Origin of the sequence: Robinsoniella sp. KNHs210 (genome assembly GCF_000686105.1) — a bacterium.
Lineage (GTDB): Bacteria > Bacillota > Clostridia > Lachnospirales > Lachnospiraceae > Robinsoniella > Robinsoniella peoriensis.
The window spans coordinates 1,611,791-1,627,296 of record NZ_JMLZ01000002.1; the positions used below are offsets into that span (position 1 = coordinate 1,611,791).

General features: G+C 42.4%; 12 protein-coding genes. 2 read left to right on the plus strand and 10 right to left on the minus strand.

Annotated elements, in window-relative coordinates:
- Genes CD03_RS33525 through xth form a run of 3 tightly spaced genes read right to left on the minus strand, consistent with a single transcriptional unit; the run spans position 1 to position 4,475 of the window.
- Positions 1-1,899 (minus strand): alpha-amylase family glycosyl hydrolase, encoded by a 1,899-nt coding sequence (locus CD03_RS33525; RefSeq protein WP_052377803.1) that lies wholly within the window; start codon positions 1,897-1,899, stop codon positions 1-3.
- Between the two features lie 2 nt (positions 1,900-1,901).
- Positions 1,902-3,704, minus strand: coding sequence for an ABC-F family ATP-binding cassette domain-containing protein (locus CD03_RS0114050; protein ID WP_027294195.1), 1,803 nt, complete (start codon positions 3,702-3,704; stop codon positions 1,902-1,904).
- Positions 3,705-3,719: 15 nt separating this feature from the next.
- Positions 3,720-4,475 carry an exodeoxyribonuclease III gene (gene xth / locus CD03_RS0114055; RefSeq protein WP_027294196.1) on the minus strand — a complete coding sequence of 252 codons (756 nt, stop codon included), beginning with the start codon at positions 4,473-4,475 and terminating at the stop codon, positions 3,720-3,722.
- A 264-nt stretch (positions 4,476-4,739) separates the two neighbouring features.
- Here xth and CD03_RS0114060 point away from each other — a divergent pair, with 264 nt between their 5' ends.
- Both CD03_RS0114060 and CD03_RS0114065 read left to right on the plus strand, forming a co-directional pair.
- Entirely contained in the window at positions 4,740-5,999 is a 1,260-nt protein-coding gene (locus CD03_RS0114060; RefSeq protein ID WP_027294197.1) for a chloride channel protein, read from the plus strand.
- A 78-nt stretch (positions 6,000-6,077) separates the two neighbouring features.
- The gene (locus CD03_RS0114065) at positions 6,078-6,455 is read left to right on the plus strand and encodes a DUF1292 domain-containing protein (RefSeq protein ID WP_027294198.1); all 378 of its coding nucleotides are present in this window, start codon (positions 6,078-6,080) and stop codon (positions 6,453-6,455) included.
- A gap of 89 nt (positions 6,456-6,544) precedes the next feature.
- Here CD03_RS0114065 and CD03_RS0114070 read toward each other — a convergent pair whose 3' ends face one another.
- From CD03_RS0114070 to accB, 7 genes are all read right to left on the minus strand, one after another.
- A complete protein-coding gene (locus tag CD03_RS0114070) occupies positions 6,545-8,389 on the minus strand; it encodes an ATP-dependent helicase (protein ID WP_027294199.1) in 1,845 nt (614 codons plus the stop codon).
- A gap of 111 nt (positions 8,390-8,500) precedes the next feature.
- Positions 8,501-9,952, minus strand: a complete 1,452-nt coding sequence (gltX, locus tag CD03_RS0114075; protein ID WP_027294200.1) for a glutamate--tRNA ligase — start codon at positions 9,950-9,952, stop codon at positions 8,501-8,503.
- A gap of 264 nt (positions 9,953-10,216) precedes the next feature.
- A complete protein-coding gene (locus tag CD03_RS0114080) occupies positions 10,217-11,272 on the minus strand; it encodes an NAD(P)H-dependent flavin oxidoreductase (protein WP_027294201.1) in 1,056 nt (351 codons plus the stop codon).
- Positions 11,273-11,324: 52 nt separating this feature from the next.
- Positions 11,325-13,160 carry an acetyl-CoA carboxylase carboxyl transferase subunit gene (locus CD03_RS0114085; RefSeq protein WP_044289383.1) on the minus strand — a complete coding sequence of 612 codons (1,836 nt, stop codon included), beginning with the start codon at positions 13,158-13,160 and terminating at the stop codon, positions 11,325-11,327.
- Positions 13,161-13,247: 87 nt separating this feature from the next.
- Complete coding sequence (locus tag CD03_RS0114090; RefSeq protein ID WP_027294203.1) at positions 13,248-14,585, minus strand: acetyl-CoA carboxylase biotin carboxylase subunit; 1,338 nt, start codon at positions 14,583-14,585, stop codon at positions 13,248-13,250.
- Positions 14,586-14,593: 8 nt separating this feature from the next.
- Complete coding sequence (fabZ, locus tag CD03_RS0114095; protein ID WP_027294204.1) at positions 14,594-15,019, minus strand: 3-hydroxyacyl-ACP dehydratase FabZ; 426 nt, start codon at positions 15,017-15,019, stop codon at positions 14,594-14,596.
- 31 nt (positions 15,020-15,050) lie between these two features.
- On the minus strand, positions 15,051-15,503 hold the full coding sequence (accB, locus tag CD03_RS0114100) for an acetyl-CoA carboxylase biotin carboxyl carrier protein (RefSeq protein ID WP_027294205.1): 453 nt from the start codon (positions 15,501-15,503) through the stop codon (positions 15,051-15,053).
- Positions 15,504-15,506 lie beyond the last annotated feature (3 nt).

The window sequence follows — 15,506 nt, forward strand, 5'->3', positions numbered from 1 at the left end:
TCAACACCTCGTTGTTTTTTTGTCTTTCTCTTTTGCTCTTCCGATCAGGACAACGATTGTTCTTGGTAAAACCGTGAAGATATTCTGAACTTCTAAAAGAGGCTCGCTGCCCTCTTCGTATACACAGTTTCCATCGCTTTTCCCGGTATCAATTGCTGTATACCAGTCCAAATTTTCAGGAAGATGCGGCAGGGCAAATTCATGCTCCACCCAATGCATATTATATGCAGTATAGAGGAAAATGTCCTCACCGGCATAGAATCCGCAGTACATTACACCGACCTGGCGGTTCGTATGCTCAAATGCCCCATACCAGGCTCTGCTGCCATGATAAGATACATCCGGATAACCGCAGGAAACCGTATCCATCACTCTTAATTCATATGGCATATGTAAAATTTTATGTCGTTTCCGAAATGCAATAACATCCTTTACGAACTGTAATATTTCCTGGTTTTTCTTATTCAGATTCCAGTCAACCCAGGAAATTTCATTGTCCTGGCAGTAAGGATTGTTATTACCCTCCTGGGAATTACCGATTTCATCGCCTGCCAGAAGCATGGGTGTTCCCTGGCTCAGCAGCAGCAGGAGAAATGCATTTTTAATCTGCTTCATGCGAAGGTCCAGAATCTTTTTCTTTCTGCTTTTGCCCTCCACACCGCAGTTCCAGCTATAGTTGTAACTGGATCCGTCCCGGTTTTGTTCTCCATTTGCCTCATTGTGCTTTTCGTCATAGGAAACCAGATCCATCAGTGTAAATCCATCGTGGTTGGTGATATAATTTATGATTCCCCGCCCGGCAGGATTTCTGCGTATGCGGTATGTAAACTGGTTAAGCTGGTCTTCATCTCCCTTTAAAAATCTGCGGATATCAATCAGGAACCCATCATTACATTCAGCCAGATTTTCATATTCCGGAAATGGGGGTTCACTGTAAAACTCCTCGGTTGGAAAATAGACTGCCATGATTTTTGTCCTGGATAATAACGGATCTTTTGCCAGCATATTGCAAAGAACCTGATCTGCCAGTATATGGAATCCATCAATATGGTAATTGGTTACCCAGAATGTGAGACAGTCCATAATTAATCGGGGATTGATCTGATTTGGAAAGTAAAATTCCATAATCACTTCCATACCATTTGCGTGCATTGTACGCACAAGATCTTTGAATTCACGGATTACATCTTTTGATGCCCCATATGATTTCTTGGGCGCAAAGTAATTACCGGCTTCATATCCCCAATAATTCACCCGGGGCATCTCCTCCTGCCTCATCTCATAGGACATACTCATTTGTGCATGCAGTTTTTTGATTTCATCAAATTCATATGCCGGCATGAGCTTTACCTGATTTATGCCAAGCTCCCTGAGATAAGGTATTTTTTCCTGTAACCCCATAAATGTTCCTTTGTGGCGGACCTTAGAACCATTATGTCTGGTAAAGCCCCGCACATGAAGCTGGTAAGAAATAATTTCCTGATATGGTATCTGCGGATTGGTATCTTCCATCCAGTCATATGTTTCAAAAGCAAAGCCACAGCGGATGGCGTCACCGTCTTCCAGTGATACCGCCTCACCAAAATGCTCACGGCCGACAATCAGCCGGGCATAAGGATCCTGAAAAATCTGTCCGTCAGACCAGTAATTGTATTCATATTCACTCCAGCGCAGACCACAAACTTTTATGGCTAAGATATCGCCAATCAGATGTTCTTTTGGAAATGGGATCTCCTGGGCAATGTGGGGAGATCCTTTTTTATAAAGCACTAATTTCACTTCATGGCTGCCCGCTACTGCCACGGCAAAGTTGATTCCATCTTCCTCTTTTGTAACACCTAACCTTAGATAATTTCCTTTTTTGACTACCAAATCAATCTCCAGCTTCTCTTCTTCCACAATTAATTACCTGCCCTTTCCTGTTCTATCCGTTCTGCCAAGTCATTCAGGTATTCCCAGCGCTGCATTTTTTCATCCAGTTTAACGGAAAGATCTTCCTTTTGCTGCATCAATTCGCCTAGTTTCCCATAATTACTGGCCGCTTCCAGCATTTCCTCTTCCAGATGTTTCAGCTGTTCCTCTAGATTTTCTATATCTTCATCAATTGTTTCAAAATCCTTTTGTTCCTGATAGGTAAACTTTAATTTCTTGTCTTTTATTTTAACATTTTTAGTTTCTTTTTGAATTCCGGAGGATTGATTATCTCCGGATGGATTCCGCAGTTCCCATGCAATAAGGTAATCAGAATATCCGCCTTCGTACTGCTGTATGACTCCATTTCCTTCAAATGCAAAAATCCTGCGCACTACCCTGTCCAGAAAATAACGGTCATGGGAAACCGTAATTACAATTCCGTCAAAACTGTCCAGATAATCTTCCAGAATCGTCAGAGTGTGTATATCCAGATCATTTGTGGGCTCATCCAGAATTAAAACATTTGGAGCCGTCATCAGAATTCTCAGAAGAAACAGACGCCGTTTCTCACCACCGGACAATTTGCCGATGAGATTCCACTGCATAGTCCCGTCAAATAGAAACCGCTCCAGCATCTGGGACGCAGTTATCGTGCCCTCCGTAGTCTGAACGTACTCGCCAGCCTCTCTGATGTAATCAATGACTTTCATAGAATCATCCATTGCTTCACTTTCCTGTGAAAAATAACCGATCTTCACAGTTTGTCCAATATCAATGGTTCCACAGTCCGGTTCTGTAATACCGTTTATAATCTTAAGCAAAGTACTTTTTCCGCATCCATTTGGACCAATGATACCAATACGCTCGCCTTTTAAAAATATATATGAGTAGTCTCTGAACAGTACTTTTTCGCCATAAGACTTTGACAGTCCGGTTACTTCTATTGTTTTTCGTCCAAGCCTGGTGGAGATGGAGTTCATTTCAACAGACAGATCTTCTTGGGGACCTCTTCGTTCCTTCATTTCCTCAATTCTGGCAATATGGGCTTTTTGTTTAGTAGAACGTGCCCTGGCACCTCTGGCAAGCCATTCCAGCTCTGTTTTTAAGATACTCTGCCGCTTGCGCTCTGTTGCAACTTCCATATTCTGCCTGGCCTCTTTTAAACGGACAAATTCAGAATAATTTCCGGGGTAATTGTAAATCTGCCCTTTATCGATTTCAACAATACGGTTCGATACACGATCCAGAAAATAACGGTCATGAGTAACCATAATCAGTGCGCCCCGGAACTGGTTCAGATATTCCTCCAGCCATTCAGACATGGCATTGTCCAGATGGTTGGTAGGCTCATCGAGTATCAGAATTTCAGCTGTGGCAAGCAGTATATTCGCCAAAGCCACTCTCTTTTTCTGTCCGCCGGACAATTGGCTGATCTTCTGATTGAAATCTTCTATTTCCAGCTTATTCAGCATGGACTTTGCTTCACTCTCTAAAGACCATTCATTTAATTTTGTCTTATTTAGATGCATAACTGCTTCAAGAGCAGTCATATCCTCATTAAATTCAGGATTCTGGGACAAAAAACGTATGGTAACCTGATTTCCTTTGGTTACCTTGCCGGAATCGGGTATCTCAAGTCCCGCTGCTATTTTCAGCAGCGTAGACTTACCTGTTCCATTAATTCCGATCAGACCGACTTTATCACCTTCGTTAATACTAAAATCAGCCTGATCAAATAATTTCCGTTCTGTAAAAGCGTGTGTCAGATTTTCTATCGTCAATAAATTCATAAGTTCATTCCTATTCTACAAATCAATGTCTAATTCTACCGGGCAATGGTCGGAGCCGAATATTTCCGTATGGATCTTTGCATCTTCCAGCTTGTCCTTCAAAGAGTCGGAAACACAGAAATAGTCAATTCTCCACCCTGCATTCTTTTCTCTGGCTTTAAAACGGTAAGACCACCAGGAGTATATACCTTCCTGATCCGGATAAAAATGGCGGTAGGAATCGATAAAGCCGGAGCGAACCACCTGTGTGAATTTTTCTCGTTCTTCATCTGTAAATCCCGCATTTTTGCGGTTGGTTTTCGGATTCTTCAAATCAATTTCTTCATGAGCCACATTTAAGTCTCCACAGAAAATCACTGGTTTGCTCTCTTCCAGTTTCTTCAGATATTTAAGAAAATCATCTTCCCACTGCATCCGGTAAGGCAGTCTCGCTAATTCGTTCTGAGAATTAGGCGTATATACCGTTATCAGGTAAAAATCTTTGAATTCCAGAGTGATTACCCGGCCTTCCTGGTCGTGTTCTTCCATGCCGATACCATAACTGACACTGACAGGCTCCTCTTTCGTAAACACCGCAGTTCCGGAATATCCCTTCTTTACTGCATAATTCCAATACTGGTGATAACCTTCTAAATCCAGATCTATCTGCCCTGCCTGCAGCTTACTTTCCTGAATACAGAAAATATCAGCATCTATATCCCGAAAGAAATCTAAAAACCCTTTTTGGACGCAGGCACGCAGTCCATTTACATTCCATGATATTAATTTCATATTATTACCTTTGCATATTACAGGCTCACCTGCAATAAGCCCTTTCACTTTCGTCTATTCACATAGATAGATTGATTATAATATACCGAATCGTAAAAGTAAAGGTCGTTTGTGCACAGAAACGCGGGCTGTGTATGATTCAACGGCACTTTAATCATGTACTGAATAAAATCCAATCCCAATTCAGCCTTGCATTTTGTGTCTGGTTACACTAAACTAAAAGAAAGAGAAATTATATAAAGATTAGAGGTTGATTACATAATCATGAGAAGTAAATTCAAGATTCATCTGCGTTACTCTATGGATTTCACATTCATTTTCTTTAAGTGGGTTCTGTGTGCAATATTGATGGGGGTGATCTGCGGAGCAATTGGTACCGCATTTCATTTCAGTGTTCACTATGCATCGGATCTTTTGTCTGTTCATACCTGGCTGCTTTATCTGCTGCCGGTTTCCGGCCTGCTCATAGGATTTCTGTACAAAATCTGTAAAATGGAAAACGATAAGGGTACCAACAGTATCCTGCAATCCATTCGAACGTCCCAGGAAGCACCTGCCAGACTTGCGCCCCTGATATTTATCGGTACTGCGCTTACCCACCTGTGCGGCGGTTCTTCCGGCCGAGAAGGGGCAGCTCTTCAGATTGGGGGCAGTATCGGTACCTGGTTTGGTCATTTCATCCATTTAAATGAGAAAGACCGCCATCTGATTACGATGTGCGGTATGAGTGCTCTCTTCTCTGCCGTCTTTTCAACACCGATAACTGCGGCTTTCTTCTGCATGGAAGTCATCAGTGTGGGTATCATTCATTACAGCGCATTTGTGCCGTGTCTGATCTCTGCAATTATTGCCAACCATCTGGCTTCGTATCTGGGTGTAGAACCTACGACATTTTCCGTACCGCTTCAGCATGCATTCGGACTTGCGCTGGGTGGAAAAATTATTGTGCTGGCGGCTGTCTGCGCTCTGGTAAGCATGATTTTTTGCATTATCATGCATAAAGCAGGAGAACTTTACCAGAAATTCCTGAAGAATATGTATTTGCGGTTTTTTGTGGGCGGCTGCCTGGTGGTTGGATTAACGCTCCTTGTGGGAAGCCGTGATTATAATGGTACCGGTATGGAGTTAATCTATAAGGCGATGAACGGAGAAGCCAGACCGGAAGCATTTTTATTAAAAATGATCTTTACAGCAGTAACACTTGGTGCCGGTTTTAAAGGCGGCGAAATTGTTCCTTCTTTCTGCATTGGAGCTACTTTGGGAGCCACGGTCGGAAGTCTGCTTGGGATGGATCCGGGTCTTGCTGCGGCAATCGGTCTGGTATCTTTATTCTGCGGGGTCATTAATTGTCCGATTGCATCGATTCTCCTTAGTATCGAGCTTTTTGGCTCTTCCAATCTGCTGTTGTTCTGTATTGCCTGCGGGGTTAGTTATATGCTCTCCGGCTACTACGGTATCTACAGTGCCCAAAGAATCATGTATTCAAAACTGCATCCGCAATTTATTAACAAACAGACAAAATAAAGGCTTGCAATTCTATGGCACATCTGATAAAGTGATGGGGAGATACTAAATAATAACATTTAAAGCGAGGTACTTACTATGAGCGAACATGAACACGATTTAGACTGCAGTGGCGGCTGTGATTCCTGTGGATGCGGATGTGACCACGACCATGAAGAAGGTGCTACCGTAACTCTTACTATGGATAATGGCGACGTTGTCGAATGTGCGGTATTAACAATCTTCCCGGCTGGTGACAAAGAATATATTGCCCTTCTTCCATTAAATGAAGAGGGTGAAAACGAAGAGGGAGAAGTTTTCTTATATCGCTTCTCTGAAGAAAATGGAAATCCAATGTTAGAGAATATTGAAGACGATGATGAATATGAAGCTGCAGCTGATGCATTTGATGAGTTTCTGGATGGCCAGGAATATGATGAAATAGTAGATGCTGAAGAGGAAGAAGACGAAGAATAATCTTTGTCAGTAATGAATAATATTTTGGTATATCACAAATCCCCCACCGTTTAATTCCGGCAGGGGATTTTTTGATATTCATTAAGTAATCAACCGGCTGTTTTCACATCCTGCTTCAAATTTTCCAAAAACACAGAAGGCATCAGATTCTTCCCATAGCGTTCCCGTATGGAATACATATGGAGATGTTCTTTTGCTCTTGTCATACCCACATAGAACATACGTCGTTCTTCCTGCATGTCCGCATCCAATATGGCTTTTCTGTGGGGAATAATCCCCTCATTTATATCAATAATAAACACATTTGCAAATTCCAGGCCTTTGGAGCTGTGCAGCGTGGTAAAGGTCACCGCGTTGGATACCCTATTCTGCTCTTTTGCCTGATCATTCAGAGCCTTTGTGTATTCTTCAATATGGGCAAACCAGGCTTCAAATGTCTTAAAGTCTTTTGCCCCCTCCTGCATTTCATTTAATACTTCATAGAGATCTTCTGCTTTTATCTTCCTGAAATCTGCATACTCATTTAAATATGCTTCATACCCGATTCCATGACGTATAAAATTAATCGCTGCATATGGGTTCATCCTTTTTAAAATATTCAGCTGATATTCCAATTGTTCGATCCGTTCGACTACCCAGTGCTTATCATCATAATATTTTTTGAGATTTTCCAATGATACTTGCGCTTCATCTACACATTCTCTTCCGATATACCGGTTTGGACGGTTCATAACCTGTAGAAATTCCCGGCGTTCACGGCTTCCAAGTGCCAGATGAATGTAGCTGATCACATTTTTAGCAATCCAGTGATCGTAGATATTTGGCATGCTGTCCCTCATTTTGAAAGGTATATTATATTCCATGAATTTCTCAGCTAAGAGCCGGGCATCGGTATTTGTCCGAAACAGGATGGCAATATCGCTGTATTGATAATCCTGTTTGATATACTCCTGCACTTTCTTAATAATATGAGCACATTCCTGGGGCTGATTTGCAAATGTGTGGAGTTCGATCTTATCACCAGATTCTTTTACCTCTTTCATATTCTTCTGAAAGCGCATCTGATTGTGCCGGATAACAAGTTCGGCTGCTTTTACAATATTACCGGTGCATCGGAAGTTTTGATCCAGCAGTATGGTCTTTGTATCTTTAAATTCTTTTGGAAAATTCAACATTATTTCCGGTTTCGCACCACGGAACCGGTATATTGACTGATCGTCATCGCCTACAATAAATATGTTATTTTCCGGAGCCGCCAGCATCTTGACGATCTCATACTGAATCTTATTGATATCCTGAAATTCATCCACCAATATGTAACGGTACCGGTTCTGCCAGCCTAGCAGGATATCCGGCCGTTCCTTTAACAGCTGGTAAGTATAAACCAGCATATCATCAAAGTCCAGGCGGTTTTCCCTTTCCAGCCGCTGCTGGTATTTTTGATAGATATCACGGAATGCATTTTCCGAACAGGTCGTCGAATAATAGTGTTCTAATGGGATCTGATCATTTTTTACGAGACTGATCTCAGAAATAATGCCTCCGATAAAATCCGCCTCATCTTCGATATCCAGATTCATCCGCCCTACAATGTCTTTTAGATATTGATGCTTCTGATCCTCGCGGAGTATATTTTCTCCGGTAAAATGATAGGCATGTTTTAATATTCCAAAAAAAATTGCGTGAAAGGTTCCAAAAGTAACCTGGGTCTGTTCCTGTTCCATTAAACGTAAAAAACGCTGCCGCATTTCCTGTGCCGCCGCTTTTGTAAAAGTAATGACCAGTACTTCCATCGGGTTAATCCCGTAGTTCTGAATCAGATATTTTGTCCGCTCTGTGATAACGGTTGTCTTTCCGGAACCGGGTCCGGCGAGCACGATCATGGGACCATCTTTGTGGGTAATCGCCCGCGACTGAGCCTTAGTAAAACTCATTCGTATTTCCTCCAATCGCGCACTCAATGCGCCTAAAATCAGTTTTATAGCCCTTAATAGGGACGATGCATGGTTGCACCGCCCCCCACTGGGTGTATTTATGACCCTTACTTAGTTACCCAATTTTTCAATTGCAGCTTTGATGCGGGCAATTGATTCTTCTTTACCGATGATTTCCATGATCTCCGTAGCGCCTGCAGGTGTCATCTGCTTTCCGGACACGGCAGTACGAACCGGCCACATAACATATCCGTTTTTACATCCTTTTTCGGATACATAAGTGGAAAGCAGGGCATATAAAGCATCATTACTATAGTCATCCTGGTTTTCCAAAAGAGGAAGAAGATCTTTTAAGACAGCCAAAGAAGTCTCTTCATTTGTCTTCATCTTTTTATGTGTATACATTGCACTGTCGTATTCCGGAACTGATTCAAAGAAATCAATTAAATCTGGAATTTCCGGAAAAACTTCAATTCTGCTCTTCACCATTTCTGCAATCTTTTTTAAATCCAGATCTTTGGTAAGCGCCTGTTTGATAAATGGCAATGCTTTTTCATAGAACACATCAAAATCCATGGCCTTCATATATTCGCCATTCATCCATTTTAACTTATTGACATCAAAAACGGCAGGTGACTTACTCATATGACGGTAATCGAACGCTTCCACTAGTTCTGGAAGGGAGAAGATTTCACGGTTGTCCTGCGGGCACCAGCCAAGCAATGCTACATAGTTTACAATTGCTTCGCTTAAAAATCCCTGTTCCAGTAAATCTTCATAAGAGGAATGACCGCTTCTTTTACTTAACTTCTTATGTTCTTCGTTGGTAATCAGCGGGCAATGTACATATACCGGTACTTCCCAGCCAAATGCCTGATACAGGCGGTTATATTTCGGTGCGGAAGATAAATATTCATTTCCGCGAACTACATGTGTAATTCCCATTAAATGGTCATCTACAACATTGGCAAAGTTATAGGTAGGATATCCGTCTGATTTAATCAAAATCATATCATCCAGTTCTGAGTTTGGTACTTCGATCGTTCCATAGATCTCATCTTCAAACTTCGTAGTACCTTCTTTTGGCATATTCTGACGAATTACGTAAGGTATGCCTGCCGCTAATTTGGATTCAATCTCTTCTTTTGGGAGGTTCAGGCAGTGTTTATCATATACGATGATTTCCTTGCCTGCCACTTCCTGTCTTAAGGATTCCAGGCGTTCTTTATCACAGAAACAGTAATATGCTTCGCCTTTTTCAATTAACATTTTAGCATATTTCAGGTAGATTCCCTGTGCCTGTCGTTCACTCTGTACATAGGGACCTACTCCGCCATCTTTGTCCGGTCCTTCATCATGAACTAAACCTGTCTTTGCCAGGGTACGGTAAATAATATCCAGTGCGCCTTCCATAAAACGTTCCTGGTCAGTATCCTCTATTCTAAGCATAAAATCGCCGCCGTCATGCTTTGCGATTAAATATGCGTATAATGCGGTTCTTAAGTTGCCTACATGCATACGTCCGGTAGGGCTTGGTGCAAAACGTGTTCTAACCTTACTCATTTTAATACTCCTCCTTCTTATATTAATGCTGATTTACAGCCTAAGTCACATTATATACCGAAAGTGGTTTTTATTACAACCATTATTTTCGATTAAATTATAAATTTTGACATTTTCTTTTGTCATCCCGGGTCTGAAAATGTTTATCTTAATGTTTTTTGTATCTTATGAAACGCATACCGGATTTTGCGTAATCATGGTATCCCTGATATTTACCAGAACATAAAAGGGGACAGTGCCAATTAAGTCACTGTCCTCAGATTTTTATTTCGTTAATTCATCCATGATATCCTTCACATGTTCCAGTTTATCCGCCCGGTACGCATTATCACCGCAGAACAGCAATGCATCCTCAGTATTTCCTTTTGCTGCATTGATCAGCGCCCGGGTAATACAGTAAGGAATGGTTGCCGGATTGCATCTTTCCAGACATTGCAGACATTTTCCATTAATTCCGATGCCTGGCTTTGGATGTTCCATAAAGTCGTTGATAATTGCCCGTCCCGGCATGCCTACCGGGCTTTTTACGATTGCAATATCTTCCTTTGATGCATTCAGATAAGTCTGTTTGTATTCGTCACTGGCGTCACATTCGAAGGTTGTAACAAATCGGGTACCCATTTGTACACCATCGGCGCCAAGCTTTAGCGCATGATCGATATCCGCTCTGGTATAGATCCCTCCGGCAACCACAACCGGAATATGGGTTTCATATTTTTTAGCATATCCTTTTACGACACCTATGATGCCCTTGATTTCTTCTTCATAGACTTCCGGTGTAAAGTTTTCCAGCTGATCCAGTGAGAACCCCAGATGTCCGCCGGCTCTTGGTCCTTCAATCACGACAAGATCCGGAAGTCGCCCTGATTTGCGTTCCCACATCTTCAGGATCACGCTGGCGGATTTGATGGTGGATACAATGGGTGCTATCTTTGTCTTACTATCCTTCACTAATTCCGGCAGCATGGTAGGCAGACCGGCACCGGAGATAATTAAATCCACCCCGGATTTAACCGCAGCTTTCACATACTCAGCATAACGCTTCGTAGCAACCATAATGTTGACACCCACAATCCCATCTTTTGCAATCTGGCGTGCCTTTTTAATTTCATTGGCAATTGCCCTTAAATTTGATTCAATCGGATTACTCTCAAATCCTTCTTCCCGATAGCCAATCTGTGCGGTAGAGATAATGCCAACGCCGCCGCAGGCAGCAACATTTCCAGCCAGCCTTGACAAGCTGACGCCTACGCCCATTCCTCCCTGGATAATCGGTATTCTAGCTGTTAAATCCCCGATTTTTAACGGTTTTAATTCCATTCTTACCTCCTATGCATATCGCAGGCTTGCCTGCGATATGGTTGACTGTCTGCTACATATTTCGGAAGCGCTGGTACCTTTGACTGGCAAATTCCTCTATCTGTAATTTATTCTGGTCTTCCAGAAATCTGCAGATATTTTTCTTCATATAAACTGCTATTTCTGCTATATTTTCCACCATAGCAGGTTCCCGCTCCGGTATAATAAGCTCAATAATGCCAAGATCCTTCAGGTCTTCTGCTGTTATTTTCATAATTTCAGAGGCTTCTTTTGCACGTTTTCCGTCTTTCCACAGAATTGATGCAAAACCTTCCGGTGACAAAACCGAATAAGTGGCATTTTCCATCATCCACACTTCATTTGCTACCGCTAATCCAAGAGCACCTCCGCTCCCGCCTTCCCCGATCATAATACTCAGAACCGGAGTCTTTAAGGCCGACATCTCAAGCAGGTTACGGGCAATTGCTTCACCCTGTCCCCGCTCTTCTGCTTCAATTCCGCAGGCTGCTCCCGGCGTGTCTACAAAATTGATAATGGGACGGTGAAATTTCTCAGCCTGCTTCATCAGGCGAAGTGCTTTACGATAACCTTCCGGAGATACCATTCCAAAGTTCCGGGTAATATTGTCCTTTGTATTTTTCCCCTTTTGCTGACCAATCACCGTTACCGGCTGTCCGTTCAGGTAAGCAATACCGCCAACTACTGCGCCGTCATCCCTAAAACTTCTGTCCCCATGTAATTCGGTAAAATGTTCAAAGATCGCTTCAATATAATCCAGACTGGTTGGACGTTCTGCCATCCTGGAGATCTGAACTTTTTCCCAGGCCGATTTTTTATACCCATCACCAAATGATTCACCGGCAGACATATCCGTATCAAAATCAGATCCTTCGGATACCGCTTTGCCAACGGAAGATAGAATGGTATCGGGAGAGTCAGAAGCACCATATAAAAGTGTGCCAAGTTCTCCAGTTGTTTTTTCAAAAGAGGCATAGCCTTTTCTGCTCTCATGCATGTCAATGAGCATCGCTAAACGCAGTTTAAGATCGCTTCGTTCCACAATACCGTCTATAATACCTTTTTCCACCAGGAACTCTGCTCTTTGGAATCCCTCCGGAAGTTTCTGCCCGATGGTTTGTGCAATTACCCTTGGACCTGCAAATCCGATCAGGGCTCCCGGCTCGGCAAGGATGATATCTCCTAACATTGCAAAACTGGCAGTTACACCTCCTGTTGTGGGATCTGTCAGAACTGGAATATAAAGAAGTCCGGCATCGGAATGGCGTTTAATGGCAGCCGAAGTTTTCGCCATCTGCATCAGAGAAACAATTCCTTCCTGCATTCTGGCACCGCCGGAGCAGCAAAATAAGATAACAGGTAATTTTTCGTCAATTGCCTGTTCAAATGCGCGGGTTATTTTCTCCCCTACTACATATCCCATGCTGCTCATTAAAAAACGTGCATCACAGACACCGACTACGGCATCTTTTCCATAGATTTTGCCTTTGCCGATTGTAACTGCCTCGTGCAGATGTGTTTTCTCCCTTTGTGCTTCCAATTTTTCCTCATATCCCGGATAATCCAGGGGATTGCGCTGTGGCAGATCAGTATACCATGATTCATAAGTACCATGGTCCAGAACCATACGCAGTCTGGTCTTCGTCTTAATCCGAAAATAACCGCCGCATTTTGGACATACATAATGATTATCTACTACATCTTGCTTATACAGCAATTTACCGCATTTCGGACATTTTACCCAAAGCCCCTCCGGTACGCAGGGTGCTGCATCTTCTTCTACAGAAGGTTTTTCTTCCTTCTTAGGTTCATCCAAACGTCCGATTGGAATGTAGGAAGTTTTTTTAAACATATCCTTAAGCTTCGACATTTTATACTCTCCTTAATTTCTAACAGGATCACAGGCATGTTGTTTGAAATTCATTGCATCAATCTGTACGCTTCCAACCGGCTTCTTTTAGAAATGTTCTTCTATGAAATCGGTTGTGAAATCGCCTGCCTGAAAATCTTCATTATTCAGTATTTCATACTGAAAATCTACATTTGTTGTGACGCCGTCCAAAACCAGCTCACCTAAAGTACTTCTCATTTTATCAATTGCAGAAGCTCTCGTTTTGTCATGCACAATTACTTTTGCAATCATAGAGTCATAATAGGGTGGAATTTCGTATCCGCTGTATACGGCAGTATCAATTCTTACCCCATATCCACCCGGCAGATGTACTTCATTTATCTTTCCGGGACAGGGCATAAAATTCTTAGCCGGATTCTCCGCATTAATTCTGCATTCAATGGCATGACCGGTTAAGGTAATGTCTTCCTGTTTCACACTGAGTGGAAGTCCTGCTGCAATATAGATCTGCTCTTTGATTAAATCTACCCCGGAAACCATTTCGGTTACCGGATGTTCCACCTGAATACGGGTGTTCATTTCCATAAAATAATAATTTTTATTTTTATCTAAAAGGAATTCTATCGTTCCTGCATTTTCATATGAAGCTGCTCTTGCAGCATGAATGGCGGTATCGCCCATGGCTTTTCGCAATTCCGGTGTAAGAACGGCACTTGGAGATTCCTCAATTACTTTTTGATGATGTCTCTGAATAGAGCAGTCTCGTTCACCCAGCTGTACCACATTGCCAAATTTATCTGCAATGATCTGGAATTCGATGTGTTTCGGGTTTTGCACGTATTTTTCAATATACATGGTATCATCACCGAATCCTCTCACCGATTCCATCTGTGCGGTCTGGAAATTCTCCGTGAAATCTTCTGCAGATTCTGATATTCGCATCCCTTTTCCGCCGCCGCCGGAGGAAGCTTTGATCATAACCGGATAACCAATTTCTCCTGCTATCCGTTTACCTTCCTCTGCTGTATAGACCGGTTCTTTGGTACCGGGAACAACCGGTACTCCCGCTTTCATCATGGTGGCACGGGCTTCTGATTTATTTCCCATACGGTTAATGACCTCCGCACTGGGACCGATAAACGTAATATTGCATTTCTGACACATTTCCACAAATTTACTGTTCTCTGACAGAAAACCAAAGCCAGGATGAATTGCATCTGCTTTTGCTGCTATCGTAGCACTTAAAATGCGTTCCATGTTTAAATAACTTTCCAGTGAAGATGCCGGTCCGATGCAGATTGCTTCGTCTGCCAGCTGTGTATGAAGGGCTTCCCGGTCTGCCTCTGAATAAACGGCTGCCGTTTTAATTCCAAGTTCACGGCATGCCCGAATAATACGAACTGCGATCTCTCCTCTGTTAGCAATTAATATTTTCTGAAACATATGATCTCCTATCCGATTGCAAAAGTCAATTCCGCTATGGCTACTACTTTACCGTCTACGGTCGCAGTTGCTTTTCCCACACCGATTAGACCTTTTACTTTAATCATTTCTACTTCCAGCATTAATACATCGCCAGGCAATACTTTTCCTTTGAATTTGGCAGAATTGATTGCTCCAAAATAAGCAACCTTGCCTTTATTCTCCGGTACACTTAAGATGATCACCGCTCCTACCTGAGCCAGTGCTTCAATGGTTAACACGCCCGGCATAACCGGTTCCTGCGGGAAATGTCCAGCAAAAAACGGCTCATTGTAGCTTACGCACTTTTTACCTACTGCACGTTTGCCGGGTTCTAATTCTTCAATAGTATCTATTAATAAAAACGGCTGTCTATGTGGAATGATCTCCATAATTTCTTTCGTTGATAATGCCATAATCGTACCTCCTGATTGGTGTGAAGTTTTATTATTTAATTACAAACAACGGCTGACCGTATTCCACCATCTGCTCATTCTCTATGAGAATCGCTTCCACCACACCGTCAAATTCGCTTTCAATTTCATTCATCAGTTTCATCGCTTCTATAATACCGAGGGTCTGCCCCTTCTTTACCACATCTCCAACTTTAACAAAAGCCGGATTTTCAGGAGAAGCCGCATTGTAGAAAGTTCCCACTAACGGAGCTTTTACAGTATTTCCATCAGGTACAGAAACGCCATCCATGGTTTGCGAAGCAGCAGTCACAGGATTCTGTACAGACGACTGCTGTGTCAGCATTCCTTCCGAAACGCTTGTTACTATCACATCTTTTTGTTTCCGCTTCATGGAGATTTTAACATCTCCATTGTCAATGGAAAAATCGGTGAGATCGGTAGACGCTACTTTATCGATTAAAGTCAATAAATTTTCAAATTCCATGTG

What these genes read in the sequence shown, in the direction of transcription:
- gltX (WP_027294200.1), bottom strand. Translation starts at nt 9,952, where the DNA reads ATGAGTAAGGTTAGAACACGTTTTGCACCAAGCCCTACCGGACGTATG.
- CD03_RS0114050 (WP_027294195.1), bottom strand. Translation starts at nt 3,704, where the DNA reads ATGAATTTATTGACGATAGAAAATCTGACACACGCTTTTACAGAACGG.
- CD03_RS0114085 (WP_044289383.1), bottom strand. Translation starts at nt 13,160, where the DNA reads ATGTCGAAGCTTAAGGATATGTTTAAAAAAACTTCCTACATTCCAATC.
- xth (WP_027294196.1), bottom strand. Translation starts at nt 4,475, where the DNA reads ATGAAATTAATATCATGGAATGTAAATGGACTGCGTGCCTGCGTCCAA.
- accB (WP_027294205.1), bottom strand. Translation starts at nt 15,503, where the DNA reads ATGGAATTTGAAAATTTATTGACTTTAATCGATAAAGTAGCGTCTACC.
- CD03_RS0114070 (WP_027294199.1), bottom strand. Translation starts at nt 8,389, where the DNA reads ATGAGTTTTACTAAGGCTCAGTCGCGGGCGATTACCCACAAAGATGGT.
- fabZ (WP_027294204.1), bottom strand. Translation starts at nt 15,019, where the DNA reads ATGGCATTATCAACGAAAGAAATTATGGAGATCATTCCACATAGACAG.
- CD03_RS0114080 (WP_027294201.1), bottom strand. Translation starts at nt 11,272, where the DNA reads ATGGAATTAAAACCGTTAAAAATCGGGGATTTAACAGCTAGAATACCG.
- CD03_RS0114060 (WP_027294197.1), top strand. Translation starts at nt 4,740, where the DNA reads ATGAGAAGTAAATTCAAGATTCATCTGCGTTACTCTATGGATTTCACA.
- CD03_RS0114090 (WP_027294203.1), bottom strand. Translation starts at nt 14,585, where the DNA reads ATGTTTCAGAAAATATTAATTGCTAACAGAGGAGAGATCGCAGTTCGT.
- CD03_RS0114065 (WP_027294198.1), top strand. Translation starts at nt 6,078, where the DNA reads ATGAGCGAACATGAACACGATTTAGACTGCAGTGGCGGCTGTGATTCC.